Annotated in this window: 31 protein-coding genes and 1 pseudogene; 9 read left to right on the top strand and 23 right to left on the bottom strand. The window is 66.9% G+C overall.

Annotation, left to right across the window (positions count from 1 at the left end; all coding sequences use genetic code 11):
* The 13 genes and pseudogenes from ACE3P6_RS13435 to ACE3P6_RS13375 form a co-directional block, all read right to left on the bottom strand.
* A pseudogene (locus ACE3P6_RS13435) lies at positions 1-1,305 on the bottom strand (sodium:solute symporter); the annotation flags it as partial.
* Between the two features lies 1 nt (position 1,306).
* Positions 1,307-1,567: a hypothetical protein gene (locus tag ACE3P6_RS13430; protein WP_374395852.1), complete on the bottom strand. Its 261-nt coding sequence runs from the start codon at positions 1,565-1,567 to the stop codon at positions 1,307-1,309.
* A complete protein-coding gene (locus ACE3P6_RS13425) occupies positions 1,564-1,941 on the bottom strand; it encodes a response regulator transcription factor (protein WP_374395865.1) in 378 nt (125 codons plus the stop codon). Before ACE3P6_RS13425 ends, ACE3P6_RS13430 begins: the two co-directional genes overlap by 4 nt.
* Positions 1,942-2,191: 250 nt before the next feature.
* Entirely contained in the window at positions 2,192-3,466 is a 1,275-nt protein-coding gene (locus ACE3P6_RS13420; protein WP_374395849.1) for a short-chain fatty acyl-CoA regulator family protein, read from the bottom strand.
* 157 nt (positions 3,467-3,623) lie between these two features.
* Positions 3,624-4,604: an ABC transporter substrate-binding protein gene (locus ACE3P6_RS13415; protein ID WP_374395846.1), complete on the bottom strand. Its 981-nt coding sequence runs from the start codon at positions 4,602-4,604 to the stop codon at positions 3,624-3,626.
* 34 nt (positions 4,605-4,638) lie between these two features.
* Complete coding sequence (locus ACE3P6_RS13410) at positions 4,639-5,484, bottom strand: ABC transporter permease (RefSeq protein ID WP_374395843.1); 846 nt, start codon at positions 5,482-5,484, stop codon at positions 4,639-4,641.
* Positions 5,481-6,356 (bottom strand): ABC transporter permease, encoded by an 876-nt coding sequence (locus tag ACE3P6_RS13405; RefSeq protein ID WP_374395840.1) that lies wholly within the window; start codon positions 6,354-6,356, stop codon positions 5,481-5,483. Before ACE3P6_RS13405 ends, ACE3P6_RS13410 begins: the two co-directional genes overlap by 4 nt.
* Positions 6,357-6,429: 73 nt before the next feature.
* The gene (locus ACE3P6_RS13400; RefSeq protein WP_374395837.1) at positions 6,430-6,765 is read right to left on the bottom strand and encodes a hypothetical protein; all 336 of its coding nucleotides are present in this window, start codon (positions 6,763-6,765) and stop codon (positions 6,430-6,432) included.
* 4 nt (positions 6,766-6,769) lie between these two features.
* Positions 6,770-7,150 carry a hypothetical protein gene (locus tag ACE3P6_RS13395; RefSeq protein WP_374395834.1) on the bottom strand — a complete coding sequence of 127 codons (381 nt, stop codon included), beginning with the start codon at positions 7,148-7,150 and terminating at the stop codon, positions 6,770-6,772.
* A gap of 82 nt (positions 7,151-7,232) precedes the next feature.
* Positions 7,233-8,027: an ABC transporter ATP-binding protein gene (locus ACE3P6_RS13390; RefSeq protein ID WP_374395832.1), complete on the bottom strand. Its 795-nt coding sequence runs from the start codon at positions 8,025-8,027 to the stop codon at positions 7,233-7,235.
* A 160-nt stretch (positions 8,028-8,187) separates the two neighbouring features.
* Complete coding sequence (hydA, locus tag ACE3P6_RS13385) at positions 8,188-9,639, bottom strand: dihydropyrimidinase (RefSeq protein ID WP_374395829.1); 1,452 nt, start codon at positions 9,637-9,639, stop codon at positions 8,188-8,190.
* Between the two features lie 85 nt (positions 9,640-9,724).
* On the bottom strand, positions 9,725-10,009 hold the full coding sequence (locus ACE3P6_RS13380) for a GIY-YIG nuclease family protein (RefSeq protein ID WP_374395826.1): 285 nt from the start codon (positions 10,007-10,009) through the stop codon (positions 9,725-9,727).
* A gap of 138 nt (positions 10,010-10,147) precedes the next feature.
* Positions 10,148-11,398 carry a Zn-dependent hydrolase gene (locus ACE3P6_RS13375; protein ID WP_374395824.1) on the bottom strand — a complete coding sequence of 417 codons (1,251 nt, stop codon included), beginning with the start codon at positions 11,396-11,398 and terminating at the stop codon, positions 10,148-10,150.
* A gap of 125 nt (positions 11,399-11,523) precedes the next feature.
* On the opposite strand from ACE3P6_RS13375, the gene ACE3P6_RS13370 reads away from it, so the two are divergent.
* Together ACE3P6_RS13370 and ACE3P6_RS13365 are read left to right on the top strand one after the other, a co-directional pair.
* Positions 11,524-12,171 carry a TetR/AcrR family transcriptional regulator gene (locus tag ACE3P6_RS13370; protein ID WP_374372556.1) on the top strand — a complete coding sequence of 216 codons (648 nt, stop codon included), beginning with the start codon at positions 11,524-11,526 and terminating at the stop codon, positions 12,169-12,171.
* Between the two features lie 10 nt (positions 12,172-12,181).
* Positions 12,182-12,634 carry a heme-degrading domain-containing protein gene (locus ACE3P6_RS13365; RefSeq protein ID WP_374395821.1) on the top strand — a complete coding sequence of 151 codons (453 nt, stop codon included), beginning with the start codon at positions 12,182-12,184 and terminating at the stop codon, positions 12,632-12,634.
* On the opposite strand, the gene ACE3P6_RS13360 is transcribed toward ACE3P6_RS13365, so the two are convergent.
* Genes ACE3P6_RS13360 through ACE3P6_RS13350 form a run of 3 tightly spaced genes read right to left on the bottom strand, consistent with a single transcriptional unit; the run spans position 12,612 to position 13,530 of the window.
* Positions 12,612-12,944, bottom strand: a complete 333-nt coding sequence (locus ACE3P6_RS13360) for a cupin domain-containing protein (protein WP_374395819.1) — start codon at positions 12,942-12,944, stop codon at positions 12,612-12,614. The two genes, ACE3P6_RS13365 and ACE3P6_RS13360, sit on opposite strands and share 23 nt — an antisense overlap.
* Positions 12,941-13,267 carry a type II toxin-antitoxin system RelE/ParE family toxin gene (locus ACE3P6_RS13355; RefSeq protein WP_374395816.1) on the bottom strand — a complete coding sequence of 109 codons (327 nt, stop codon included), beginning with the start codon at positions 13,265-13,267 and terminating at the stop codon, positions 12,941-12,943. The genes ACE3P6_RS13360 and ACE3P6_RS13355 overlap by 4 nt, the downstream gene beginning before the upstream one ends.
* Positions 13,264-13,530 carry a type II toxin-antitoxin system ParD family antitoxin gene (locus ACE3P6_RS13350; protein ID WP_374395814.1) on the bottom strand — a complete coding sequence of 89 codons (267 nt, stop codon included), beginning with the start codon at positions 13,528-13,530 and terminating at the stop codon, positions 13,264-13,266. Before ACE3P6_RS13350 ends, ACE3P6_RS13355 begins: the two co-directional genes overlap by 4 nt.
* Positions 13,531-13,699: 169 nt before the next feature.
* Here ACE3P6_RS13350 and ACE3P6_RS13345 point away from each other — a divergent pair, with 169 nt between their 5' ends.
* The 3 genes from ACE3P6_RS13345 (at position 13,700) to ACE3P6_RS13335 (ending at position 14,974) form a co-directional block, all read left to right on the top strand.
* A complete protein-coding gene (locus tag ACE3P6_RS13345; protein WP_374395812.1) occupies positions 13,700-14,320 on the top strand; it encodes a TetR family transcriptional regulator C-terminal domain-containing protein in 621 nt (206 codons plus the stop codon).
* A gap of 84 nt (positions 14,321-14,404) precedes the next feature.
* Entirely contained in the window at positions 14,405-14,695 is a 291-nt protein-coding gene (locus tag ACE3P6_RS13340) for a hypothetical protein (RefSeq protein ID WP_374395810.1), read from the top strand.
* A gap of 45 nt (positions 14,696-14,740) precedes the next feature.
* Positions 14,741-14,974, top strand: coding sequence for an N-(5'-phosphoribosyl)anthranilate isomerase (locus ACE3P6_RS13335; protein ID WP_374395863.1), 234 nt, complete (start codon positions 14,741-14,743; stop codon positions 14,972-14,974).
* Positions 14,975-15,022: 48 nt separating this feature from the next.
* Here the strand turns inward: ACE3P6_RS13335 and preA are convergent, their stop codons facing one another.
* The 3 genes from preA to ACE3P6_RS13320 all read right to left on the bottom strand — a co-directional run bounded on the left by preA (position 15,023) and on the right by ACE3P6_RS13320 (position 18,305).
* Positions 15,023-16,321: an NAD-dependent dihydropyrimidine dehydrogenase subunit PreA gene (gene preA / locus ACE3P6_RS13330; protein ID WP_374372573.1), complete on the bottom strand. Its 1,299-nt coding sequence runs from the start codon at positions 16,319-16,321 to the stop codon at positions 15,023-15,025.
* A 63-nt stretch (positions 16,322-16,384) separates the two neighbouring features.
* Positions 16,385-16,906, bottom strand: coding sequence for a DedA family protein (locus ACE3P6_RS13325; RefSeq protein ID WP_374372575.1), 522 nt, complete (start codon positions 16,904-16,906; stop codon positions 16,385-16,387).
* An 82-nt stretch (positions 16,907-16,988) separates the two neighbouring features.
* Complete coding sequence (locus tag ACE3P6_RS13320) at positions 16,989-18,305, bottom strand: NAD(P)-dependent oxidoreductase (protein ID WP_374395807.1); 1,317 nt, start codon at positions 18,303-18,305, stop codon at positions 16,989-16,991.
* Between the two features lie 245 nt (positions 18,306-18,550).
* Here ACE3P6_RS13320 and accB point away from each other — a divergent pair, with 245 nt between their 5' ends.
* A complete protein-coding gene (gene accB, locus ACE3P6_RS13315) occupies positions 18,551-19,042 on the top strand; it encodes an acetyl-CoA carboxylase biotin carboxyl carrier protein (RefSeq protein WP_374395804.1) in 492 nt (163 codons plus the stop codon).
* 10 nt (positions 19,043-19,052) lie between these two features.
* Positions 19,053-20,402 carry an acetyl-CoA carboxylase biotin carboxylase subunit gene (gene accC, locus ACE3P6_RS13310; protein WP_374395801.1) on the top strand — a complete coding sequence of 450 codons (1,350 nt, stop codon included), beginning with the start codon at positions 19,053-19,055 and terminating at the stop codon, positions 20,400-20,402.
* Positions 20,403-20,520: 118 nt separating this feature from the next.
* Here the strand turns inward: accC and ACE3P6_RS13305 are convergent, their stop codons facing one another.
* Complete coding sequence (locus tag ACE3P6_RS13305; protein ID WP_374395799.1) at positions 20,521-21,594, bottom strand: NAD(P)-dependent oxidoreductase; 1,074 nt, start codon at positions 21,592-21,594, stop codon at positions 20,521-20,523.
* Here ACE3P6_RS13305 and ACE3P6_RS13300 point away from each other — a divergent pair.
* Both ACE3P6_RS13300 and aat read left to right on the top strand, forming a co-directional pair.
* Entirely contained in the window at positions 21,550-22,398 is an 849-nt protein-coding gene (locus ACE3P6_RS13300; protein ID WP_374395797.1) for a LysR family transcriptional regulator, read from the top strand. The genes ACE3P6_RS13305 and ACE3P6_RS13300 overlap by 45 nt on opposite strands.
* Positions 22,398-23,069 carry a leucyl/phenylalanyl-tRNA--protein transferase gene (aat, locus tag ACE3P6_RS13295; RefSeq protein ID WP_374395860.1) on the top strand — a complete coding sequence of 224 codons (672 nt, stop codon included), beginning with the start codon at positions 22,398-22,400 and terminating at the stop codon, positions 23,067-23,069. The genes ACE3P6_RS13300 and aat overlap by 1 nt, the downstream gene beginning before the upstream one ends.
* Here the strand turns inward: aat and ACE3P6_RS13290 are convergent.
* Genes ACE3P6_RS13290 through ACE3P6_RS13280 form a run of 3 tightly spaced genes read right to left on the bottom strand, consistent with a single transcriptional unit; the run spans position 22,991 to position 24,260 of the window.
* Positions 22,991-23,413, bottom strand: a complete 423-nt coding sequence (locus tag ACE3P6_RS13290) for a DUF2155 domain-containing protein (RefSeq protein WP_374395794.1) — start codon at positions 23,411-23,413, stop codon at positions 22,991-22,993. The genes aat and ACE3P6_RS13290 overlap by 79 nt on opposite strands.
* Positions 23,410-23,886 (bottom strand): outer membrane lipid asymmetry maintenance protein MlaD, encoded by a 477-nt coding sequence (gene mlaD, locus ACE3P6_RS13285; RefSeq protein WP_374395791.1) that lies wholly within the window; start codon positions 23,884-23,886, stop codon positions 23,410-23,412. Before mlaD ends, ACE3P6_RS13290 begins: the two co-directional genes overlap by 4 nt.
* Positions 23,886-24,260, bottom strand: a complete 375-nt coding sequence (locus ACE3P6_RS13280; protein WP_374372597.1) for an NADH:ubiquinone oxidoreductase subunit NDUFA12 — start codon at positions 24,258-24,260, stop codon at positions 23,886-23,888. The genes mlaD and ACE3P6_RS13280 overlap by 1 nt, the downstream gene beginning before the upstream one ends.
* Positions 24,261-24,279 lie beyond the last annotated feature (19 nt).

The following is a 24,279-nucleotide window of genomic DNA, read 5'->3' as shown; positions in this document are numbered from 1 at the left end:
CCGCGTCGCCCCCCGCCAGAAGATGCCGCCAAGAAGCGCGGGCAAGACCTGCGCCACCCCCAGGAAGGCAACCAGCCCGATCGAGGCCAGCGCCGCCGAGCCGCCGGAGACATGGTAGTAACCATATCCCAGCGCCAGCACCGCGGTGATCGCCAGCCGCCGCGCCATCAGCACGACCTGCCGCAAGTCATCCGCCGCCGCCGCCGCAGGCCGCAACCGCAGCCACAGCGGGATCATCACATGGTTGGAGATCATCGTCGCCAGCGCGATGGATTCCACGATCACCATCGAGGTGGCCGAGGAAAACCCGCCGAGGAACGCCAGCATCGCCAGCGTGCCCTTGCCCTCGGCCAGGGGCAGGGTCAGCACGAACATGTCGGGGTTCGCGCCCGTGGGCATCCGCTCCAGCCCGACCACCGCGATGGGCACGATGAACAGGCTCATCGCCATCAGATACAGCGGAAAGGCCCAGCTCGCCCGCGCCAGGTGCCCCTCGTCGTCGTTCTCCACCACCATGACCTGAAACATCCGCGGCAGACAGATCACCGCCGCGGCGGAGAGGACGGTGATCCCCGTCCAGCGCCCCGGCGACACCTGCCAGGCCTTCAGGTCCGCCGCGTCGATCCGGGCGATCACGTCGCCAACGCCCCCGGCAATGCCCCAGACCACGAAGCTGCCCACCGCCAGCAGTGCGACAAGCTTCACCACCGCCTCCACCGCAATCGCCGTGACGATGCCGTGGTGCTGCTCGCGCGCATCGAGGTTGCGGGTGCCGAAGAGGATGGTGAAGAAGGCCAGCCCCACCGCCACCCAGACCGCGATCTGGCCGGGGTCGAGCGGGCGCGACCCGTCCGGTGCGGCGCTGGCGAAGACGCCGAAGGACAGCACCACCGATTGCAGCTGCAGCGCGATATAGGGCGTCGCCGCCACCACGGCGATCAGCGTGACGATCACCCCCAGCGTGTTCGACTTGCCGTAGCGCGACGAGATCAGGTCGGCGATCGAGGTCACGCGGTGCTGCCGCCCGATCCGGACCAGCTTGCGCAGCAACCACCACCAGCCGACGAAGACCAGCGTCGGGCCGAAGTAGATCGTCAGGAACTCCAGTCCCGACCGCGCGGCATAGCCGACCGCGCCGTAGAAGGTCCAGGCGGTGCAGTAGATCGACAAGGACAGGGTATAGACCAGTGGCGAGCGCAGCCAGCCGAGCCGCCCGCGCGCCGCCCTGCCCTCGACCACGAAGGCCACGGTGAACAGAAAGGCGACGTACAGGAAGCAGGCCAGGACGAGAAGATTGAACGGCATCTCAATCCTCCTCCTCGTCCGCGCCCTCGCCGCTGCGCAGGCCAGGGGCGAAGACGGCCGCCAGGCCGATCAGCACCAGCCAGACGGTGAAGAAATAGATCACATCGCCCGAGGCCAGCGACATCCGCGATTCCGGGGCCCAGAGCAGCGGCAGCAGCAGCAGGATCGCCCCGAGGATCGGCAGAAGCCGCGCCGCGTCGCGCAATCGCCTGCGCCGGTAGGGCGCGCGGGCCAGGAACAGCGGGCGCTTCGGGCGCCTCATCCGCGTCCCGGCCCCCGGCTCAGCATGGCGCGCACCTCGGCAATGATTTCGGCGTTCGAGAACGGCTTGGTCATGAAACGGTCGGCCCCGGCGCGTTCGGCCATCTCGCGGTCGCGGCCCCGCGCGGTCAGCATCATCACCGGCAGGTCGCGGCTTTCCGGCGCGGCGCGGATCGCGGACAGGATTTCCAGCCCCGACAGGCCGGGCAGCATGTGGTCGAGGATCACCATGTCCGGCGGGTCCTGCCGCAGAAGTGCAAGCGCCGCCCTGCCCTCGGCGGCATGGCTGACCCGCAGGCCGTCGCGCGTCAGCAGGAACCGGATCGCCTCGGCGATGTTCGGTTCGTCCTCGATCAGCAGGACATGTGAGGCCACTGGTTCTCCCCGGACGGTCTTCTGCCGCCCCTCGCCCCAGTATTGGCGGCAAGCATCGCGGCTGTCAAAGCCTGCCGGGCCGCTCGTCGATGCCTTCGGCACTCCTCGCTGCGGGTTCCGACCGCCCGCGACGAGAAGACGAAGTCGCACGAGAAGCCTCCGCCAAAGGTTAAGAACCAATGAAGAAGAAATCGTAACCCGTTGCAATAAATGACATATGCTCTTCTGTCCACTGTGGACACCCAGCGCCTCAGCCCCCCTCCGCCGCCAGGATCGAGGGTTCCCGTCGCGCCGGGCAGTCGCCGCGCGCGCAGACCCGGCAGCTCGACCCGATCCGCATCCCCGGCCCCGCACTCTCATCCGGCATGATCAGCATCGCCGCCTCGCGCAGTTCGGGCCCCCGCAGCCCGTGCGGATGCCGCGTCTCGGCCCAGGCGATCACCCGGTGCCGCCGGTCGCTCTGCCCGGCGATCTGCACCCGGGCCTCGAAGACCTGCATCGGACGGCCAAGGGCGGCATACAGCGGCCAGAGCGGGCAGGCCGCCCCGAAGCGCGGCAAGGGAAAGCCGGTCGCGGGCTTCCGGAAGGTCAGCGTGCCCGAGGCGTCGCAGGCCACCAGCCCGGCCTGCAGCGCGGACACCCCCGCCAACCGCCGCATTGCCCCCAGTGGCGAGGCGCCGAAGCGGTCGGCCAGGACCAACGGGTCGGGGCCGGACTCGGCCAGGGCGGCAAGAAACGCCGCCTCCGGCATCACCGCCGCATCGGCCCGCGCCTGCCTGACCTGCGCCTGCGCAAGGCTCCGCGCGGCGCTCGAGGCGAGCCGGGCAATCTCCTCCTCGACACCCTCCGTCAGCTCGGCATCGGTCAACACCCAGCCCCGGCCCCGCAGCCAGTCCTCCACCTCTTCCTGCGGCGCGGCGATGCCCTGCTCCTCGATCCCCTGCCCCGCGTCGAGGAAGCCGACCAGCGCCTCGGCTCCCGCCGCCAGCCGCTCACTGTCCTGGTGCAGGTTCCGGTGGAAGCGCGCGGCCCAGTCCGGCTCCAGGTCCGGCGTCTCGGCCAGGATCGCCGCCGTCGCCCGCACCGCCGACAGCGAGGACAAGAGTTCATGGAGCGACTGCGACAGGTGCGGATCATGGGTCATCCGGTCGTTCAGCGCCTCGACCGCGCGTTCCAGCGCCAGCCCCCGCGCGTCGAGAGACGCCAACAGCCCGGCCCAGCCCGGATAGCGGTCAACGAAATCCTCCACCCGCTCGACTTCGGCCCCGGCCTCCGCCCGCGCCGCCGCCGCGCGCAGGTCCTCGACCAGCGCCGCATCCTTGCCCTCGGCGAAGGTGGAGCGGTCGATCTGCAGCGCATCGGCCAGCCGTTCCATCACCTCCGCCGTAACCTTGCGGCGGTTGTGCTCGATCAGGTTGAGGTAGCTGGCCGAAATCCCCGCCGCCGCCGCCACCTGCGCCTGCCGCAGCCCGGCGGCGAGCCTGCGGTCGCGCAGCTTGGTTCCGGTCAGGGCAGAAAGCGGCATCGGTCGGGGCCCGGCAAAGGAATTGACACCGATCAGGGGCGATTTACACGCGCCTGTCAATCCGGCGGCGCGGCGCAAGGGGAAGCAGAACCGGGAAAGCCAAGGAAAACGGGCGCGACCTTCCGGCCGCGCCCGCAAAGTCAGACAAGTCGGACGCTTACTTCGCCAGCGCCTTGTCGGTGATCACGCTGGTCCAGGCTCCTTCCGGCGCCTTGGTGATCACCGGGTCCGAGCCGCCCGCCATCAGCGTCGCCACGGTCTTCTCGGCCGCCGCCACGTCCAGCGCGCCGTTCGAGCCCGCGGTCAGCTTGGCGATCTCGCCCATCATGCGCTTCTGGTGCACCTCGGTCTGCGCGCCGGTCTGGTCGTTCTCCAGCACGATCATCGCCGCTTCGTCCGGGTTCGCCTCGGCATATTTCCAGCCCTTCATCGAGGCACGGACGAACTTGACCATCGTCTCCTCGAAGGCCGGGTCCTTCAGCCGGTCCTCAAGCACATAGAGCCCGTCCTCCAGCGTCGCCACGCCCATGTCCTGGTACTTGAAGGTCACCAGCTGTTCGGGCGTGATCCCGGCGTCGATCACCTGCCAGTATTCGTTGTAGGTCATGGTCGAGATGCAGGCCGCCTGCTTCTGCAAGAGCGGGTCGACGTTGAAGCCCTGCTTCAGCACCGTCACCCCGCCCGGCGAGCCGTCGGTCTTCAGGCCCAGCTGGCTCATCCAGGACAGGAACGGATATTCGTTGCCACCGAACCAGACCCCCAGGGTCTTGTCGGCAAAGTCCTTCGGCTCCTTGATCCCGGTATCGGCCATGCAGGTCAGCATCATGCCCGAGGACGCGAAAGGCTGGGCGATGTTGACCAGCGGCAGACCCTTCTCGCGCGCAGCCAGCGCCGAGGGCATCCAGTCCACCATCACATCGGCCCCGCCGCCGGCCATCACCTGCGTCGGCGCGATGTCCGGGCCGCCCGGCAGGATGGTGACGTTCAGCCCCTCTTCCTCGTAGTAGCCCTTCGCCTGCGCGACATAGTAGCCCGCGAACTGGGCTTGGGTCACCCATTTCAGCTGCAGCTTCACGTCCTCGGCGCTGGCGCCCGTCGCCATCGCTGCCCAGGCCGCCGCCATAAGTAGCTTCTTCATCTTCGTTCTCCCGTGTTGGGCCCCGTGGGCCTTGTTAATGCCGTTGCGACGGATGCCAGAAGGTCACCCACCGTTCGATCAGCGCGACCAGCCCATAAAGCGCCGATCCCGCCACTGCCGCCACCGCAATCTCGGCCCAGACCATGTCAAGGCCAAGCCGCCCCACCTCGGTCGAGATGCGGAACCCCATGCCGAAGGTCGGGCTGCCGAAAAACTCGGCAACGATGGCCCCGATCAACGCCAGAGTCGATGCAATTTTCAGCCCGTTGAAGACGAAGGGCATCGCCGCCGGCAGCCGCAGCTTGACCAGCGTTTGCAGGTAACTTGCCCCCCAGGTCGCCATCAGGTCGCGCTGCATCCGCTCGCTCGCCTGCAGCCCGGCGACGATGTTCACCAGCATGGGGAAGAACACCATCACCACCACGACCGCCGCCTTCGATTCCCAGCCGAAGCCGAACCACATCACCAGGATCGGCGCGAGCCCGACAATCGGCAGGGCGGCGACGAAGTTGCCGATGGGGAGCAGGCCCCGTTGCAGGAAGGGGCTACGGTCGATGGCGATGGCGGTCAGGAAGGCCGCGCCGCAGCCGATCAGGAAGCCGGGGATCGCGCCCTTCAGGATCGTCTGGGCGAAGTCCTGCCAGAGGGTCGGCAGCGAGGTGGCGATCTTCGCCGCGATTACACTCGGCGCGGGCAGGATCACCGGCGCCACGCCCAGGCCCCTGACCAGCCCTTCCCACAGCACCAGCACCGTCGCGCCGAAGATCACCGGCACAAGCACCTTTCCCAGCCTTGTGCGCGAAACCGGGCTCTCGGCCAGCCAGACGTTCAACCCCCAAAGCGCCAGCCAGACCAGAAGGGCGATCCACAGCGCGCTCATGCCCGCACTCCCATCCGCCGGTTGGCCAGCCGCTCGACGAACCCGACCACCACGATCAACAGCCCCGCCAGGATGGCCGCCGCGAAAAGCGCTGCCCACATGATCAGGGGTTCGCCGAACTGCGACCCGATCAGCATCCGCGCGCCCAGGCCCTCGATGGCGCCGGTGGGCAATTCGCCGACGATGGTCCCCACCAGGCTGGCCGCCACCGCCACTTTCAACGAGGCGAAGAAATACGGCATCGAGGCAGGCAACCGCAGCTTCAGGAACGTCGCCATCTCCCCCGCGCCGTAGGTCTTGAGCAGGTCAAGCTGCATCTGATCCGGCGCGCGCAGCCCCTTCACCATGCTGACCAGCACCGGGAAGAAGCTCAGATAGGCCGCGATGATCGCTTTCGGGATGTCGCGGTCGGTCAGCCCCAATTGGCTGGACAGCGTGATGATCATCGGCGCCAGCGCCACGATGGGCACGGTCTGGCTGATGATCGCCCAAGGCATCACCGACATGTCCATCACCCGGAAGCGGACGATGGCCATCGCCAGCAGCACCCCGGCGATGATGCCAAGGCCAAAGCCCATCATCGTGCCCTTGAAGGTGACGAACCCGTGATAGACGAGGCTGCGCTTCGAGGTGACGGCCTGCCCGAACAGCCCCTTCCACAGCTCCGCCCCCACCTGGTGCGGCGGCGGCAAGAGCGGCCGGTCCTGGCTCATGGTCTGCGGCAGCACTTCGGCAAACGTGACCGTGGTTCCCGCCCTCTCCGCCTGGTCATAGACCCAGGTGGAATTCATCCAGACGGCGGCAAGGTACCAGATCACGACGATGCCGAGGAGGACGGTGAGGATGGGAAAAACTGTCTGGCGAAGGCTCATCCCATCACCGCCATTTTCTGTCCCCAAATATCCCCGCCGGAGGCTCCAACCGATCCGGCCTGCGCTGCGCTTGTCATCCCTTCGCCCCCGCCGGCCAGGCGATCATCGCCACCGCCATGCAACCGACCGCCATCCCGGCCAGTTGCAGCCCGGTGGGCCGCTCGCCGAAGACAAAGATCGCCATCACCGAAATCGCGACCAGCTGGAAGATCGCCGACAGCGCGATGGCAAGGCCCAGCCCGTTGGCCTTCATCACCTGCACCATCAGGAAGTTCCCCAGACAGAACAGCGCCAGTGCGCCGACCAGCACCGGCACCCCGCCCTTCACCGCATAGATCTTGAGCACCGCGTTGGCCCCGACGAAGACTGCGGTGGCGAGCCCAAGCCAAAGGAAGGTGACAGCGCTCATTGCCCTACCCCTTCTTCCGCGACCGGCGCTTCGGCCTGGCCGCAGCCGCAGCCGCCTCGACCAGCGCCGCCGCCCGCGCCTCCGGCGTCATCGCCTCCCAGTCCCGCGCCGCCTTCAGCCCGTCGCGCAGGTCGCCCCACCAGACCCAGAGCATCGCCGGGTACAGGAGCACGATCACCCCCAGCCACCAGAGCGTCGTCATCATGTCGATGCCCGCCCGCGGATCCATCGGCATGCTGCCAAGCGCCCAGAGCGCGGCCCAGATCACCCCCAGCGCAGCCGCGACAGCCAGCGGCACCCCCAGCGCCCAGGCCCAGAAGGTCAGCCAGCACTGCGCCCGGGTCGGGGGCGGCAGCGCGGGGGCCTTGGGCGGGGGTTTGGCCATCGGTCCTCACCGCACGCTCCAGCGTATATACGGCGTATGGCTGGAAGCCATACCCGATCCATACGCTTTCCAGACAACTGTCCTATTCATCATGATGCCCGGCCCGAAGCCCCTCCCGAACCCGGTGGGAGATCTCGATGAACTCCCGGCTGTCGCGGATATCGAGCGGCCGTTCTTTCGGCAGGGGCGAGTCGATCACATCGGTGATCCGCCCCGGACGGGGGGACATGACGACGATCTTGGTCGACAGATACACCGCCTCCGGGATGGAATGCGTCACGAATCCAACGGTCTTTCCCGTCCGCGCCCAGAGCTTCAGCGTCTCCTCGTTCAGCCGGTCGCGCACGATCTCATCAAGCGCGCCGAAGGGTTCGTCCATCAAGAGGATATCCGCATCGAAGGCCAAGGCACGGGCAATCGAGGCCCGCTGCTGCATCCCGCCCGACAACTGCCAGGGGAACTTCTTCCCGAACCCCATCAGCTCCACCAGCTCCAGCACCCGCTGAACCCGCTCCTCCTGATCGGCCCTGGAAAATCCCATGATTTCAAGGGGAAGCTTGATGTTCCCCCGAATGGTCCGCCAGGGATAAAGCCCCGCCGCCTGGAACACATAGCCATAGGCACGGCTGCGCCGCGCCTCGTCCGGCGACATTCCGTTGACCGTCAAAGTGCCCGAGGTCGGCGTCTCCAAAGCCGCAATCGCCCGCAGGAAGGTGGTCTTCCCGCAGCCGCTCGGCCCGATGAAGCTGACGAACTCCCCCGCGCCAATGGTCAGGTTCACATCCTTCAACGCCTGCACCGGCCCGTCCGCCGTCTGGAAGACGAGGTTCAGCCCCTTGGCCTCAATCACCGGAGCATTGCTCTGACTATCCTTCACGCGCCCCTCGTCCCTTCATCGTCCTGTTGCAAGCCGCCGGTAATGTTGCATCTGTTCCAACGCATGAGGCCCGCCATGCCGACGACCCTCGCTTTCCTTCCGCAACCCGATGACTTTGAAGAAGATTTCTTCGGGGTTCCGGTTCTTGTCTGGTCCGACCCTATACCCCCGTCGCCGGAATCCCCGTCCGCACCACCGGACGCGGAGCCGTAAGGTCCTTCCACTGGCTCAGCGCCCTGTTCACTGCGGGCCGAGGCTCGCGGGCGACGAACTGGCCGTGGCCTTCCTTCGTGCGCACCTCGCCGTCATGGATCGCCACCATCCCCCGGGTCAGGGTGAACCGGGGCAGGCCCTTCACCTTCTGGCCCTCGAAGACGTTGTAGTCGATCGCCGACTGCTGCTTGCCCGCCGTGATGGTCTTTTCCTTTTCCGGATCCCAGACCACCAGATCGGCATCCGCCCCCACCAGAACCGCGCCCTTCTTCGGGTAGCAGTTCAGGATTTTCGCGATATTGGTTGAAGTTACGGCGACAAATTCATTCGGCGTCAGCCGCCCGGTGCCGACCCCGTGCGTCCAGAGCATCGGCATCCGGTCCTCCAGCCCCCCCGTCCCGTTGGGGATCTTGGAGAAATCGCCGACGCCGAACCGCTTCTGCGCAGTAGTGAAGGCGCAGTGGTCCGTCGCCACCACCGACAAGGACCCCGACTGCAACCCGGCCCAGAGGCTGTCCTGATGCTTCTTGTTCCGGAACGGAGGCGACATCACCCGGCGGGCGGCATGGTCCCAGTCGGGGTTGAAATACTCGCTCTCGTCCAGCGTCAGGTGCTGGATCAGCGGCTCGCCCCAGACCCGTTTGCCCTGCTGCCTTGCCCTGCGAATGGCTTCGTGCGCCTCTTCGCAACTGGTATGCACCACGTAAAGCGGCACCCCCGCCATGTCGGCGATCATGATCGCGCGGTTGGTCGCCTCGCCCTCCACCTGCGGCGGGCGGGAGTAGGCATGCGCCTCGGGCCCGGTGTTCCCCTCGGCCAGAAGCTTCGCCGTCAGTTCCGCCACCACATCGCCGTTCTCGGCATGGACCATCGCCAGACCGCCAAGTTCACCCACGCGCTTGAACGACTGATACATCTCGTCGTCGTTCACCATCAGCGCGCCCTTGTAGGCCATGAAGTGCTTGAAGCTGGTCATGCCGGCCTTGATCGAGTCGGCGATCCCGTCGAACACCTTCTCGCCCCACCAGGTCACCGCCATGTGGTAGGAATAATCGCAATTCGCCCGGCCCGACTTGTTGTGCCACATCTGGGCCGCGTCCATGAGCCCCTGCCCCTGCCCCGGCAGGACGAAATCGACCACCATCGTGGTGCCGCCGCTGAGCGCGGCCCGCGTGCCGGATTCGAAATCGTCGCTGGAATAGGTGCCCATGAAGGGCATCTCCAGATGCGTATGCGGGTCGATCCCGCCGGGCATGACATAGCAGCCGGTCGCGTCAAGCTCGGTGCCACCTTTCAGGTTCGGCCCGATCTCGGTGATGGTGCCGTTCTCGATGCGGACATCCGCCTTGTAGCTGAGGTCGGCGGTGACGACGGTGCCGTTTTTGATGATGGTGGTCATGGTCGTCTCCTGCTGCAAAGAAGAATACCCGTCCCGGGCCTGACCCGGGACCTCTGGTAAGCTGTGGGGCTGTCGACTGCCCGCGCTAGAACGGAATATGGGCTGTCACGTCCTGCCAGTTCGGATTGCGCTCGGCGATGAGCGCATTCTTCCAGGCGCGCGGCCAGCGCTTGATCGCCCGCTCGCGCTGCAGGCTGGCGGCGAAGTCTTCGTGACACTCGAACCAGACGAGCGTGCGGATCTTGTATTTTGCCGTATGTACCGATGCCCCCGCGCGATGTGCTTCGACGCGTGATGCGAGGTTCCCCGTCCGGCCGACATAGATCGCGCCACAGGGGCGAGAGGCCATGATGTAGACGTAGTGTTTCATGGCCGAAACTTGACGCACCACGGTAAAGGAAAAGTAAACCCCGCCCCGGGCTTGACCCGGGGCCTCCGCATACCAAAGGCGGTGCCGGTTGCAGCCAGAGGTCCCGGGTCAAGCCCGGGACGGGGTTTCCAACTGCCCTCACCCCACCACCTCCGCCACCTCAAGACAGGCGTGCAGCAGCACATCCGTCCCCGCCGCGGCCCATTCGGGGCTGATCTTCTCGGCCTCGTTGTGCGACAGACCATCCACGCAGGGGCACATCACCATCACCGTGGGCGCCACCCGGTTGATCCAGCAGGCGTCATGGCCGGCGCCGCTCACGATGTCCATGTGGGAATAGCCCAGCTTTTCAGCCGATTGCCGGACGATCTTCACCAGACCGGGGTCGAAGGTGACAGGGTCGAAATGACCCACATCCTCGATCTCGCAGCCCAGCCCCAGCTCCTTCGCCACCGCATGGGCCGCGCGGATGACCTCGGCCTTCATCGCATCCAGCTTCGCCTGTTCGGGCGAACGGATGTCGACGGTGAACACAACCTTGCCCGGGATCACGTTGCGCGAGTTCGGGAAGACCTTCACCTGCCCCACCGCGCCCACGGCGTTGGGCTGGTGGCTCATCGCGATCTGATGCACCCGCTCGGTGATCCGGGCCATGCCGAGCCCCGCATTCACCCGCATGTGCATCGGCGTCGATCCGGTATGGGCGTCCTTGCCGGTCAGGGTGATCTCCAGCCACCAGAGGCCCTGACCGTGGGTCACGACGCCGATCTCCTTGCCCTCGGCCTCCAGGATCGGCCCCTGCTCGATGTGCAGTTCCAGCATCGCGTGCATCTTCCGCGCGCCGACCTTCTCGTCGCCGACCCAGCCGATGCGGGCCAGTTCCTCGCCGAAGACCTTGCCGTCGAGGTCGCGGCGGCCCTTCGCGTACTCCTCGGTATGGATACCCGCGAAGACACCGCTTGCCAGCATGGCGGGCGCAAACCGCGCGCCCTCCTCGTTGGTCCAGTTCGTCACCACGATGGGATGCCGCGTCTTCACCCCCATGTCGTTCAGTGTCCGCACCACCTCCAGCGCGCCCAGCACGCCGAGGACCCCGTCATACTTGCCCCCCGTCGGCTGGGTATCCAGATGCGAGCCCATGTAGACCGGAAGCGCGTCGGGGTCGGTCCCCGCCCGGGTGGCGAACATGTTGCCCATCGTGTCGACGCCCATCGTCAAGCCCGCCGCCTGACACCAGCGCTGGAACAGGTGCCGCCCCTCGCCGTCGGCATCGGTCAGGGTCTGGCGGTTGTTGCCGCCCGCGACGCCGGGGCCGATCTTGGCCATCTCCTCCAGGCTGTCCCAGAGGCGTTCGGGATTGATCCGCAGGTTGTCCCCGGTGGCTGGCATGGCGCGCGCTCCCCGTCTGCGGACCAGAGCCATCCTGCCCCTTGCCGCGACTCATTTCCTGACCGTATGGTCAAGGTGAAGGCGACCACAACCTGACCAACCGGTCAACGAAAATCAAAGGCAGCATGAGCGGCGACGCCCAGATTTCCCGCCTGAAGCCCGGTCGCCGCATGGATATCCGGCGCGAGAACGAACGCGCGATCCTGGAGGCGGCGGAGAAGGTCTTTGCCGAGGCCGGGTTCGGGGGGGCGACCATGCAGCTGATCGCCGACATGGCGGGGCTGCCGAAGGCCAACCTGCACTACTATTTCGCCACGAAGGAAGACCTCTATCGCCGTGTGGTGCAACAGATTTTCGAGATCTGGCTGGATGCCGCGTCAAGCTTCGACGACGCTCCCGGCCCGGTGGAGGGGATCGGCGCCTATGTCGATGCCAAGATGGACATCAGCCGCACCCATCCGCATGGCTCGAAGGTCTGGGCGTCGGAGGTGATGCATGGCGCGCCGGTGATCCAGGACTATCTGGAGACCACGCTGCGCGACTGGACCGAGGGGCGGATCGCGGTTATCCAGCGCTGGATCGATGAGGGCAAGATGAAGCCGGTGAACCCGCGGCATCTTCTGTATCTCTTGTGGGCGACGACGCAGCACTATGCCGATTTCGGCCATCAGATCCAGACGCTGAACGCGGGCAAGCCGTTGACGGACCGGCAATGGAATGAAGCGAAGGCCAGCGTGAAGGACATGGTCCTGCGCGGGATCGGGGCGATCTGAGGGGGGCGGGATGGACATAGCCGAACTGGAGACGGAATTCGCGCGGCTGGACCTCGACCGCTTTGACGAAGACGCGGCGCTGCGGCTGGGGCAGATCCTGGTCGAACTGGCATCGACCGGCAAAATGCCGGTGGTGATCAATATCCGCACGGCGGACCGGACCCTGTTCCACGCGGCCCTGCCCGGCTCGGCGCCATTGAACGACCTCTGGGCGCGGCGCAAGTCGAACGTGGCGCTGATGTTCCAGCTGCCCTCGCTTCTGGTCGGCCAGCAGCACAAGGCCAAGGACGAGACCCTGGCCCGGCACGGGCTGCGGGCGGAGGACTATGCCGACAATGGCGGTGCGGTGCCGATCAAGGTCCGGGGCGCGGGGGTCGTGGCGGTGGCCACCGTCTCGGGCCTACCACAGGTCGAGGACCACAAGCTGGTGGTGCGCGGGATCAGGGTGCTGGCGGCGGAGTGACGGCAGCGCCGGTGCCGGGCGCCGGCTCTTTCAGTTCCACCTCGACGAAGCTCATCACCGCCGTCCCGTCATTGACCACGTTGTGCTCCACCCCTTCCGAGCGCCGGTACGCCGTACCAGCGGGGACCAGCACCCGCCGCGAGCCGCCGCCGGGTTCCTCCAGCAGCATCGGGCAGTCGGTGATCGCGGTGATCACATAGTCATGCCCATGCCGGTGCCAGCCGGTCTCCTCCCCCGGCGCAAAGTCGAACCGGGTGACGCGGACGCGGTCGTCATCGACCAGGACGGTGGCGGTGCAGTTGAGTCTCATTCCGTCAGCCCTTCGAGCCTGCCGCCCATGTCGGCGGACTGGTGGATGAAATCGACGATCAAGACTTCATCGAGGGTTTCGGTGAAGACTATGAAATGCCGACCGGAGCGGGAAAAGCGCAGGTCGGATCGGAGGTCGGCGGCGAAGACGTCGCGGCAATGATAGGAAAATGACCGGCCTTCGGCGATGGCGCTGACCTGCCGCAACAACTGGTCGCCGTACTTGTCCGCCTGCCTTGCCCCGAACGTTTCATAGGTCCAGGTCGAGATTTCCGCCAGGCTCCGGTATGCCCGATCAGAAAGTCGCCAGGCTTTGGATTTCATTTCCGCGCGGCTCTCGTCTTGCCTTCAGCCCAGGCCCTGCGGAACGCCTCTTCGCCCGTGCCTTCCGCAAATTCTCTCCGCTCCACCTGTGCCAGCCCCTCCAGCACGCCCCTTCGCACCTGCTCCCAGGCGGCCTCCTCGCGTTCCAAGAGGCGCAGGCCCGACCGCAGCGCCTCGCTGACGTTCTGGTAGCGGCCCGAGGCGACAAGGCTGTCGACGAACTCGGCCTGGTGGTCGGTCAAGACGACATTGCGCGTGGGCATCGGCGGTCTCCTTGCATGGTTGGCATAATATGCCAATCAACGCGCATGCGGTCAACGGACCCGCCCCGCGGACTGCGGATCGGGAAACCCGGCCGGACGGCTGGCGAATGATTTGACCTGACCTTGCGCGCCGCGCTATCCAAGGGGTCCGCCAGTCTGCACAGGTTCCATGTCGCCAACTGCCCGCCCCCGCTCCCGCATTCAACTGCGCAACCGCGAGCTTATCCTGGACGCGGCGCTGGAGGTGTTCTCGCAGCACGGCTTTCGCGGCGCGACGCTGGACCAGATCGCCGAGGGGGCCGGCCTGTCGAAGCCAAATCTCTTGTACTACTTCCCCTCGAAGGAAGAGGTGCACAAGGCGCTTCTGACCGGGCTTCTGGACACCTGGCTCGATCCCTTGCGCGCGATGGACCCGAAGGGCGACCCGCTGCACGAAATCATGGCCTATGCCCGGCGCAAGCTGGACCTCGCGCGCGACTATCCCCGTGAAAGCCGTCTCTTCGCCAACGAGATCCTGCAGGGCGCCCCCCGGATGCGGGACGCGATCGAGGGCGACCTGCGGCGGCTGGTGGCCGAGAAGGCGCAGGTCCTGACACGGTGGATGGATGAGGGCCGCATTGCCCGCGTCGATCCGGTGCATCTGATCTTCTCGATCTGGGCGCTGACCCAGCACTATGCCGATTTCGACGTGCAGGTCCGTGCGGTCCTGGGTCCGGGCCACGACCCCTTTGCCGAGGCCGGGCGCTTCATCGAGACGTTGTTCATCCGGCTCCTCAATCCGGTCCGTTAAAGTCTTACCCAAATTGCGGCTGAGAAGTCATTGCTTTTGCGTTAAGATATGCCTGCGTGCAAATCAGATCGGGAGGGCACGACAATGGGCATGATCACCAGCATCCGGGCGCCTGTTCCCGTCGCCGAGCTGCCAACACCCGCCGCGGTCGAACCGCGCCCACAAGGCGCTCTGGGCGCGGCTGCTCCCGTTGTCGCCCCCGACCTGCAGCAGGCCGTGCAGCAGGTCACGAAGAAGTCCGCCGCCAACGATCCCCAGTTGATGGCCGCCCGGATGACCGCCGAGACCAGCGCCGCCGCCGCTGCCGAGGCCGCGCGCGACGCCTATATCAAGGCCAGCATCGCCGCCGGGATCAACCCGCTGCCGGTGCCGTGATCGGCGTTAACCGGACATTCATATTGGCTGCGCAGAGTGCTGGCCATGCAGATTCTCCGCACGAATCCTCTGAACGCCCAGGTCTGGCTGGACGACCTTTTCTCCGCCAAGGCGGTCGAAAAGGGCGGCGTCGTTCGCCGCGCGATCCGGGATGTCGAACGCGAGATCGGACGCTCCGCTCTTATCGCCGAAGTCCGGCGCCGGGGATTTCACCTGATCGAATGCGGCGGGCAGTTCATCGTGATCTGCAACGTCGGACACATGCAGGTGATCTGTTAAGCGCATGGCTGGTCTAAAAATTTTCGCGAAAATTTTTAGACCAGCCCCTCACTCCGCCGCCCGCACGCTCGGGTTGTTCGGGTGCGTGGTCCAGTTGGCATAGTCGCCCACGCGGCGCCCCGTGCGCGGATCGACTGCGCCCTTGGCCATCGGCACCATCGTGATGCAGTTGTCGACCGGACAGACGTTGACGCAGAGGTTGCAGGCCACGCATTCCTCGTCCTTCACCGTGAACACCCGCTCGGGCGACATGGCGATGGCCTGGTGGCTGGTGTCCTCGCAGGCGGCATAGCAGCGCCCGCACTTGATGCAGTCGTCCTGGCTGATATGCGCCTTGGCGACATAGTTCAGGTTCAGATACTGCCAGTCGGTCACGTTCGGCACCGCGCGCCCGATCAGGTCGGACAGGCCGATCTGCTTGTCGTCGAGGTATTGCGACAGGCCCGAGATCATCTCCTGCACCACCTTGAAGCCATAGGTCATCGCCGCCGTGCAGACCTGCACGTTGCCCGCCCCCAGCGCCATGAATTCCGCCGCGTCGCGCCAGGTGGTGATGCCGCCGATGCCAGAAATCGGCAGGCCACGGGTGTCGGCCGACCGGGCGATCTCGGCCACCATGTTCATCGCGATGGGCTTCACCGCCGGGCCGCAATAGCCGCCGTGGGTGCCCTTGCCGTCGATCATCGGCTCGGGGCTGAAATCGTCCAGGTTGACCGAGGTGATCGAGTTGATGGTGTTGATCAGTGAAACCGCATCCGCCCCGCCGCGCTTGGCTGCCTCAGCAGGCTTCCGCACATCGGTGATGTTCGGCGTCAGCTTGACGATGCAGGGCATGCGTGAGTGCTTCTTCACCCAGCGCGTGACCATCTCGATATATTCCGGCACCTGGCCCACGGCGCTGCCCATGCCGCGTTCGGCCATCCCGTGCGGGCAGCCGAAGTTCAGCTCCACCCCATCGGCCTCGGTATCCTCGATCCGGGACAGGATGTCTTTCCATGAATCCTCGTCGCAGGGCACCATCAGGCTGATGACCAAAGCCCGGTCGCGCCACTTGCGCTTGACCTCCTTGATCTCCTGCAGGTTCACCTCCAGCGGGCGGTCGGTGATCAGCTCGATGTTGTTCAGCCCCAGAAGCCGCCGGTCCGCCCCCCAGATCGCGCCGTAGCGCGGGCCGTTGACGTTGACGACCGGAGGCCCCTCGCTGCCCAGCGTCTTCCAGACCACGCCGCCCCAGCCCGCCTCGAAGGCGCGCTCGACGTTGTACTTCTTGTCCGTGGGCGGGGCCGAGGCCAGCCAGAACGGGTTCGGGGATTTGATACCGATGAAGTTCGCGGAAAGATTAGCCATGAGAAACCTCCTTGGCGAAAGCTGAGAGAGGATGCGGAGGGTGGGGTCTTTCCCCACCGGGGATCAGAACAGCGACCAGATCCAGCCGACGAGATGACCGGCGACCTCGCCGAACATCGGGGTCACATAGGCCCAGGCCAGGCAACCGACGAAGTTCACCGCCATGAACACCGGCACCGACATGCGCGAGATTCCGGCCATCACGAAGACCACCGCCCGCAGGGGGCCGAAGAAATGCCCGATGGTCACCGCATAGGCCCCCCAGCGGCGGAAGGCGGCATTGCCCTTCTCGACGAAGTCGGGATGGTCGCGCAGTGGCCAGAGCGACAGGATCGCCTGCCCGTAGCGCCAGCCGATGGCATAGGAGACGACCGACCCGAACAGCGCGCCAATCGAGGCGCCCGCGAAGATCGGCAGAAGCGACAGCTGCCCGGTCGCAACCAGCGCCCCCACGCCCAGCAGGATCGCGGTCGAAGGAATGACGATCGACAGGAACGCCAGGTTCTCGCCAAAAGCGAAGACCAGCGCGATCCAGAAGGCCCAGTCGCGGTTGTCGCGGACAAAGGCCAGAACGGCGTCGATCATCCCTTGCACAGGCACCATCCCTTCGGGGCTTCCGCGCCTGCCCTAGCCTTGCCGCCGGAAATGCGCAAGCGCCCGGCATCGCTCAGCCCATCAGCCGGGCATGGATCGCCTCGGCGGCATCGCGGCCTTCGGCCACCGCCGTCACCGTCAGGTCCTCGCCGCCCGCCGCGCAGTCGCCGCCGACCCAGACCTTGCCGGAATGGCCCTTCAGCTTGCCACCCTCGACCGCAAGACCTGCAGGCGCACCGGCAAGGGCCTGCCCGATGGCCTTGAACACCTGGTCGGCCTTCAGGGTGAAGGTCTCGGTGGACAGGGTCAGCCCGGCCGGGCCGTCCTGCGTATAGGCGAACTCCACCGCCTCGGCGCTGCCGTTGCCCAGCACACGGACGGGTGCGGCGCTGTGGATGATCCGCACCCCGGACTGCACCGCATGGTCCTGCTCGTAGCCCGAGGCCGACATCTTCTCCTGGCCCCGCCGGTAGACGATGGTCACAGTCTCGGCGCCCAGGAGCTTGGATTGCACCGCCGCGTCCACCGCCGTCATCCCGCCGCCGATCACCACGACATCGCGGCCCACCGGCAGTTTCGACAGGTCCGCCGCCTGGCGCAGCTCGGCGATGAAATCCACCGCATCGCGCACGCCCGCCTTGTCCTCGCCCTCGGCGCGCAGCGCGTTGACACCGGCAAGGCCGATGCCCAGGAACACCGCGTCATATTCCGCCGTCAGCTGGTCCAGCGAGACATCCCGGCCAAGCGTCACCCCGGTCCGAACCTCGATCCCGCCGATCCGCAGCAGCCAGTCGACTTCCTTCTGCGCAAAGCCCCCGGTCGCCTTGTAGCTGGCGATGCCGTATTCGTTCAGCCCCCCGGCCTTGGCCCGGCGCTCCAGCACCACCACATCATGTCCGTGCAGCGCCAGCCGGTGCGCGCAGGCCAGGCCCGCAGGACCCGCCCCCACGACCGCAACCCGCTTGCCCGTCCGCGCCGCGCGGGAGAACGGATGCAGCCCTTTCGCCATCGCCGTGTCGGTGGCAAAGCGCTGCAACTGGCCGATCTCCACCGGCTTGCCCTCGGCGGTCTCGCGCACGCAGGCTTCCTCGCACAGCGTCTCGGTCGGGCAGACCCGGGCGCACATGCCGCCCAGGATGTTCTGGCTCCAGATCGTCGTCGCCGCCGCTTCCGGTGTGCCGGTGGCGATCTGGCGGATGAACAGGGGAATGTCGATCGAGGTCGGACAGGCCGTGATGCAAGGCGCATCGTGGCAGAAATAGCAGCGGTCCGCCGCCACATGCGCCTCGTGCACGTCCAGCGCGGGCGAGTGGTCGTCGAAGTTCTTTGCATAGGCTGCGGCTGGCAGTCGACCCGGAACGATGCCGGGCGTCAGCGGGCTGTTCGTCATCGGACTTCTGGTCCTCCCTGGTCTTGTTTTGTCGAAGGCTGGCACAGGTCCGTTTTTTTATCAAACGGTAAATTTTCAGGGATGCAACTTTTTCACGCCCTACCCGCCCGGAAACCTGCGCCGATGGTTGCGCTGGCGCTTTCGCGGCTTTTCAGCCCCCGGCCGGTTGGGTATAAGCGCCAGATACCAGAAGCGGGGGCGCAGGCCGAACCGCGCGCACAGGGCAGCGAAGAACAGAGGACCCGATGAGCAAGCAGACCACCGACACCGACGTCGCCTTCATCTCGGCGCTCGCCGAGCTTCTGAACAAGAACGACCTGACCGAACTGTCGGTGAAGCGCGAATATGGCGAGGATGACAGTCTGGAGGTCCGGGTGGTGAAGCAGGCGACCGTGGTGACGGTTGCCGCCGCCCCTGCCCCGGCCGTCCACCATGCCGCCCCGGCTGCCGCCGCCGCGCCCGCCGCTGCTGTCCCCGCCGCGCCGGAAGACCCGGCCCAGCATCCGGGCGCCGTGACCTCGCCGATGGTCGGCACCGTCTACCTTGCCGCCGAACCCGGCGCTTCGCCCTTCGTGACCGTGGGCGCGCAGGTGACGGAAGGCCAGACCGTCCTCATCATCGAGGCGATGAAGACGATGAACCACATCCCGGCCCCGCGGTCGGGCACGGTGAAGCGCATCCTGGTCGAGGATGGCCACCCGGTCGAATACGGCGCCCCGCTGATGATCGTCGAATAAGGGCTGGCGCATGTTCGATAAAATCCTGATCGCCAACCGGGGGGAGATCGCGCTGCGCGTGATCCGGGCCGCCCGCGAAATGGGGATCAAATCCGTCGCCGTCCATTCCACCGCCGACACCGATGCGATGCATGTCCGCATGGCGGACGAATCCGTCTGCATCGGCCCCGCGCCCTCGTCCGAAAGCTACCTCTCCAAGGCTGCCATCATCTCGGCCTGCGAGATCACCGGCGCGCAGGCCGTGCATCCGGGCTACGGCTTCCTGTCGGAAAACGCCGCCTTCGCGCAGGCGCTGGAAGACCACGGCATCACCTTCATCGGCCCGAATGCGGAACATATCCGCATCATGGGCGACAAGATCACCGCCAAGGAAACCGCGAAGGAGCTGGGGATCCCGGTCGTTCCCGGTTCCGACGGCGGCGTCCCGGACTTCGAGACCGCGAAGCGCGTGGCCGAGGAGATCGGCTATCCGGTCATCATCAAGGCCACCGCCGGCGGCGGCGGGCGCGGCATGAAGGTCGCGAAATCGGTGGAAGAGCTGGAGATCGCCTTCCGCACCGCCCGGTCGGAGGCGAAGGCCGCCTTCGGCAACGACGAAGTCTACATGGAGAAATACCTCCAGCGCCCGCGCCATATCGAGATCCAGGTCTTCGGCGACGGCAAGGGCGGGGCGGTGCATCTGGGCGAACGCGACTGTTCCCTGCAACGCCGGCACCAGAAGGTGTTCGAGGAGGCCCCCGGCCCGGTGATCACGCCAAAGCTGCGCAGCGAAATCGGCAGCATCTGCGCCGAGGCGATGCAGAAGCTGAAATACATCGGCGCGGGAACGATCGAGTTCCTGTACGAGGACGGCAAGTTCTACTTCATCGAGATGAACACGCGGCTTCAGGTCGAACACCCCGTGACCGAGGCGATCTTCGGCGTCGACCTGGTGCGGGAACAGATCCGCGTTGCCTCCGGCATGGGCCTGTCGTTCGGCCAGGAGGACCTGGAGATCAACGGCCACGCCATCGAGGTCAGGATCAACGCCGAGAAGATCCCGGCCTTCTCGCCCTGCCCCGGCCGGATCACCCAGTTCCACGCGCCGGGCGGCCTGGGCGTGCGGATGGATTCTGCGATCTACGACGGCTACCGCATCCCGCCCTATTACGACAGCCTGATCGGCAAGCTGATCGTCCACGGCCGCGACCGGCCCGAGGCGCTGGCCCGGCTGAAGCGTGCGCTGAGCGAGCTGATCATCGACGGCATCGACACCTCGATCCCGCTCTTCCACATGCTTCTGGCCGAGCCCGACATCCAGAACGGGGAATACAACATCCACTGGCTGGAAAAGTGGCTGGAACAGCAGTTCCCGAAATGAAAGAGGGCGCCTTAGGGCGCCCTTTCCATATCAGTCACTGTTCCCAGGGCGTCACCCAACCGCCCCCCAGCCGCACCGACGGCCCCGCGTCGTCCCGGGTCCGCTTGACCACCCGCCATCAGACGCGCTCCACTTCCCAGGGCTTCACCCAATCGCCCGCGACCCGCAGGTCGATCCCGGCGTCGTCCTCGATCACCTTGCACACCGTCATCTCCCCCGCCCCGGTGCCATAGCGCCGCCCCGCCTCGCGGAAGCGTTCATGGGTGGCCTCGGTCAGCGTGCTGGTGGTGCCGACCTCGTCCATCAGCTCCTTGATCAGCCCGAGGTCCTTCAGGCACAGCGCGATGGGGAAGGACGGGTCGTAATGCCCGGCGAAGATCGAGGGCACGTCATGCGACAGCACGAAACTGTCCGCCGCGCCGCCCTTCATCACCTCCCACCAGGTCAGCGGGTCGAGGCCCGCCAGCTTCGCCGTCACCATCGCCTCGCCGATGGCGGCGGCGTGGATCTTCCACAGCTGGTTGTTCACCAGCTTCGCCACATAGCCGTTGCCGTAACCGCCGACCTTGCGCAGCTCGCCCATCGCCTCGATCACCGGGCGCACGCGCTCGATCACCGCATCCTCGCCGCCGACGAACATCGGCATGTCGCCCCGGATCGCCGCATCGACGCTGCCCGTCACCGGCGCATCAACCGCATGGCCCCCCGCAGCCTCGAACTCCGCCGCCAGCGTGCGCATGAGACCGGGAGACGAAGTCGTCATGTCGATCCAGACCTTGCCCGCAGGCGTGCCGGACAGGAACCCGCCCGTTCCCCGCACGACCTCCGTCACCTCCTTCGGGCCATAAACCATGCTGACCACCACATCCGACGCCGCCAGCACCGCCGCCGGACTGTCGGCCACCGCAGCGCCCATCGCCACCAGCGGGTCCGCCGCCCCGGGCCGGATGTCATGCACGGTCAGCGGAAACCCCGCGCGCAGCAGATTGGCCGCCGCATTCTTCCCCATCGTTCCCAGCCCGATAAACCCGACGCGCATCCCTGCCTCCCTTGTCGACTGGCCTTCATTGCTGCCCCGTCGCGTGCTAGCAGTCGAACAAAAGCCGCTGATGCAGCCATCACGCGGGGTTATGGCCGGAGACGGATGATGGACATCGAACTGCGCCTGTTGCGCAGCTTCGTGGCGCTGCACGAGGTGGGCTCGGTCAGCCGGGCCGCCGAGCGCATGGCCTGCACCCAGGCCGCCATGTCGATGCGGCTGAAGCAGATCGAGACCGAAATCGGCGCCCCCCTCTTCCTGCGCCATCCGGGCGGCCTCGTCCCCACCCCGCGCGGGACCACGCTCTATTCCCACGCAGTCGCGGTGCTTTCGGCCTATGACGAGATGCTGACCCAGGTCCGCACCCGCCCTCAGCGCGACAGGCTGCGGCTCGGGATGCCGGACGACTATGCGCTCGGCTGGCTGCCCGGCCTGATCGCCGACCTCGGCCCCGCCTTCGAGCGGCTGGAGATCGAGCTGGTCTGCGACCTTTCCGCCAACCTCGTCGCCGCCATCGACCGGCGCGACATCGACCTTGCGCTCGTCACCACGGACAGCCCGCCAGCCCGCACCCGCACGACGGTCGAGCTGCCCCTCGTCTGGCTGACCAGCGGCACCGCGACCGGGCCGGAGGTGACCCTCGCCGCCTACCCCGCCGCCTGCGTCTTCCGCAACGCCATGACCCGCACGCTCGATGCCGCAGGCCTGAGCTGGCGCGTCGGGGTGCAGTCGCGCGGCCAGGCCGGGATCTTCGCCGCCGTCCGCTCGGGGCGCGTCGTCTCTGCGGTGGTCGCGGGCACCGGCCCCGGCGACCTGACCGAGATCGCCAGCGCCCCCGGACGTCCCGCCCAGCCCCCCGGGCCCCAGCCCCGTGTGCTCTCCGAGGGCGCCACCCGCCGCACCGAACGCGCCGCCACCGCGCTGGCCGACCGCCTGCTCTCCCGCACCCGCCCATGATGACCGAGCCGGAGATCACCCCCGACCTCCTGCTTCGCGGCTATGCGACGGGCATCTTCCCGATGTCCGATGGCCGCGACGACCCCGAGATCCACTGGGTCGATCCCCGCCTGCGCGGCATCCTGCCCCTCGACGGTTTCCACCTCTCGCGCTCGCTGGCGCGGACCATCCGGTCGGGCCAGTTCCGTGTCACCACCGACACCGCCTTTGATGCCGTGGTCTCAGCCTGCGCCGACCGCGAGGAAACCTGGATCAGCCGGCGCATCCAGAGCCTTTATGTCCAGCTTCACGCCCAAGGCTTCGCCCACAGCACCGAGGTCTGGCAGGACGATGAGCTTGTCGGCGGGGTCTACGGCGTCACCCTCGGCGCGGCGTTCTTCGGCGAAAGCATGTTCTCGCGCGCGACCGACGCCTCGAAACTGGCGCTGGCCTACACCACCCACCGCCTGCGCGCCGGGGGGTTCCGCCTGTTCGACACCCAATTCCTGACCCCGCATCTGGCCAGCCTTGGCGGCCGCGAAATCCTGCGCGCCGAATATCACGACCGCCTGACCGACGCGCTTCGCCACGCGGCCAGCTTCGATCCCGTCGGCTATTCGCCTTCGGCCGGCGCGGTCTCGGCTGGGGCGGGCGCCGCGGGCAAGACGCAGGACAGCACCCAGACGTCGTAGCGCGGATGGTCCAGCGCCGACAGCGCGGGCGAAGACGCCAGCATCCAGCCGCTGAACAGCGGAGCCTCGCTGGTTTCCTCGATCACCGTCAGATGCGCCTCGGCATCCGAGGCCGGGTTGCCCGTCGGATAGCGGCAGCTGTCCAGCCGCACCACCAGCCGCCCGAACTTGGCCGATTGTCCCCGGCTGATCGTCACGTCGCCGGTCTCGCTGGTCAGCTTGTCCAGGAACCGCAGTTGCGCCCCATCCGAGTCGGTGAACTCCGACCCGGTAGGCTGGGCCGGATCAGCCTCCTGTGCGGCGACCGGTAGCGCCAGCGCCAGCAACAGCACCAGCGCCCTCACGGCGTCGCCGTCTCGGGCTCGGCGGCCTTGTCGCCGCCACCGCCCGCGAATTTCATCAGAAGCGTGATCAGGCTGACCGCGCCCTGCGTGTCCTCGATCTCGCCGCCCGGCTCCAGCATCTCCTCGCCGCCGCCCGGCTGCACCTCGACGAAGGTCCCGCCCAGAAGCCCTTCGGAGGAGATCAGGATGGTGGAATCGGTCGGCAGTGCCACGTCCTTGCGCATCGAGATCGTCGCGTCGGCGAAATAGGTCTGCGGGTTCAACGTCAGCGCCGTCACGGTGCCGACCTTGACCCCCGCCAGCCGCACGTCGGTGCCGACGCTGACGCCTTCGACCGAGCGGAAGCTGGCGGTCAGCGAATAGCTGTCCGGTGCGCTGACCATCCCCGACCCGCGCACGGCATACAGCGCGAAGCCCACCGCCACGGCCAGGATCGCCGCCCCGGCCACGATTTCTGCGCGTTCGTAAGCCATCACTCGGGCTGCCAGGCCTCATAGTCGCGCCGGGCGACCGGCTCGGCCCGACGGATCGAACCGGGGGGCACATAGGCGGCCTCCGTCCCGGTCAGGTTCTCCTGATGCGGCTTTTCCCAGGCCTTGTGCTTCAGGGGCGCCTTGGTCGGCGGCTCGTCCCAGGTGAAATGCAGCCAGCCGTGCCAGTCGGGCGACACCCGGCTTGCTTCCATCTCGCCGTTGTAGATCACCCAGCGCCGCTTGCCGTCGCGGGTCTGGTAGAACATGTTCCCGGCGTCATCCTCGCCCACCTTGACGCCCTTGCGCGAGGTGAAGATCTGGGTGCCGATGGTCTGGCTGTTCCACCAGGTCAGCAGGCGTTTCAGGAAATACATGGGTAGCCCTCCAGCGTTG

This window comes from Tabrizicola sp., from assembly GCF_041911175.1.
Lineage (GTDB): Bacteria > Pseudomonadota > Alphaproteobacteria > Rhodobacterales > Rhodobacteraceae > Tabrizicola.
Note: the sequence above shows the minus strand (reverse complement) of the source record. Positions and strands in the feature narration are given on the sequence as shown.

What these genes read in the sequence shown, in the direction of transcription:
- ACE3P6_RS13430 (WP_374395852.1), bottom strand. Translation starts at nt 1,567, where the DNA reads ATGAGGCGCCCGAAGCGCCCGCTGTTCCTGGCCCGCGCGCCCTACCGG.
- ACE3P6_RS13420 (WP_374395849.1), bottom strand. Translation starts at nt 3,466, where the DNA reads ATGCCGCTTTCTGCCCTGACCGGAACCAAGCTGCGCGACCGCAGGCTC.
- ACE3P6_RS13415 (WP_374395846.1), bottom strand. Translation starts at nt 4,604, where the DNA reads ATGAAGAAGCTACTTATGGCGGCGGCCTGGGCAGCGATGGCGACGGGC.
- ACE3P6_RS13410 (WP_374395843.1), bottom strand. Translation starts at nt 5,484, where the DNA reads ATGAGCGCGCTGTGGATCGCCCTTCTGGTCTGGCTGGCGCTTTGGGGG.
- ACE3P6_RS13405 (WP_374395840.1), bottom strand. Translation starts at nt 6,356, where the DNA reads ATGAGCCTTCGCCAGACAGTTTTTCCCATCCTCACCGTCCTCCTCGGC.
- ACE3P6_RS13400 (WP_374395837.1), bottom strand. Translation starts at nt 6,765, where the DNA reads ATGAGCGCTGTCACCTTCCTTTGGCTTGGGCTCGCCACCGCAGTCTTC.
- ACE3P6_RS13395 (WP_374395834.1), bottom strand. Translation starts at nt 7,150, where the DNA reads ATGGCCAAACCCCCGCCCAAGGCCCCCGCGCTGCCGCCCCCGACCCGG.
- hydA (WP_374395829.1), bottom strand. Translation starts at nt 9,639, where the DNA reads ATGACCACCATCATCAAAAACGGCACCGTCGTCACCGCCGACCTCAGC.
- ACE3P6_RS13380 (WP_374395826.1), bottom strand. Translation starts at nt 10,009, where the DNA reads ATGAAACACTACGTCTACATCATGGCCTCTCGCCCCTGTGGCGCGATC.
- ACE3P6_RS13375 (WP_374395824.1), bottom strand. Translation starts at nt 11,398, where the DNA reads ATGCCAGCCACCGGGGACAACCTGCGGATCAATCCCGAACGCCTCTGG.
- ACE3P6_RS13370 (WP_374372556.1), top strand. Translation starts at nt 11,524, where the DNA reads ATGAGCGGCGACGCCCAGATTTCCCGCCTGAAGCCCGGTCGCCGCATG.
- ACE3P6_RS13365 (WP_374395821.1), top strand. Translation starts at nt 12,182, where the DNA reads ATGGACATAGCCGAACTGGAGACGGAATTCGCGCGGCTGGACCTCGAC.
- ACE3P6_RS13360 (WP_374395819.1), bottom strand. Translation starts at nt 12,944, where the DNA reads ATGAGACTCAACTGCACCGCCACCGTCCTGGTCGATGACGACCGCGTC.
- ACE3P6_RS13355 (WP_374395816.1), bottom strand. Translation starts at nt 13,267, where the DNA reads ATGAAATCCAAAGCCTGGCGACTTTCTGATCGGGCATACCGGAGCCTG.
- ACE3P6_RS13350 (WP_374395814.1), bottom strand. Translation starts at nt 13,530, where the DNA reads ATGCCCACGCGCAATGTCGTCTTGACCGACCACCAGGCCGAGTTCGTC.
- ACE3P6_RS13345 (WP_374395812.1), top strand. Translation starts at nt 13,700, where the DNA reads ATGTCGCCAACTGCCCGCCCCCGCTCCCGCATTCAACTGCGCAACCGC.
- ACE3P6_RS13340 (WP_374395810.1), top strand. Translation starts at nt 14,405, where the DNA reads ATGGGCATGATCACCAGCATCCGGGCGCCTGTTCCCGTCGCCGAGCTG.
- ACE3P6_RS13335 (WP_374395863.1), top strand. Translation starts at nt 14,741, where the DNA reads ATGCAGATTCTCCGCACGAATCCTCTGAACGCCCAGGTCTGGCTGGAC.
- preA (WP_374372573.1), bottom strand. Translation starts at nt 16,321, where the DNA reads ATGGCTAATCTTTCCGCGAACTTCATCGGTATCAAATCCCCGAACCCG.
- ACE3P6_RS13325 (WP_374372575.1), bottom strand. Translation starts at nt 16,906, where the DNA reads ATGATCGACGCCGTTCTGGCCTTTGTCCGCGACAACCGCGACTGGGCC.
- ACE3P6_RS13320 (WP_374395807.1), bottom strand. Translation starts at nt 18,305, where the DNA reads ATGACGAACAGCCCGCTGACGCCCGGCATCGTTCCGGGTCGACTGCCA.
- accB (WP_374395804.1), top strand. Translation starts at nt 18,551, where the DNA reads ATGAGCAAGCAGACCACCGACACCGACGTCGCCTTCATCTCGGCGCTC.
- accC (WP_374395801.1), top strand. Translation starts at nt 19,053, where the DNA reads ATGTTCGATAAAATCCTGATCGCCAACCGGGGGGAGATCGCGCTGCGC.
- ACE3P6_RS13300 (WP_374395797.1), top strand. Translation starts at nt 21,550, where the DNA reads ATGGACATCGAACTGCGCCTGTTGCGCAGCTTCGTGGCGCTGCACGAG.
- aat (WP_374395860.1), top strand. Translation starts at nt 22,398, where the DNA reads ATGACCGAGCCGGAGATCACCCCCGACCTCCTGCTTCGCGGCTATGCG.
- mlaD (WP_374395791.1), bottom strand. Translation starts at nt 23,886, where the DNA reads ATGGCTTACGAACGCGCAGAAATCGTGGCCGGGGCGGCGATCCTGGCC.
- ACE3P6_RS13280 (WP_374372597.1), bottom strand. Translation starts at nt 24,260, where the DNA reads ATGTATTTCCTGAAACGCCTGCTGACCTGGTGGAACAGCCAGACCATC.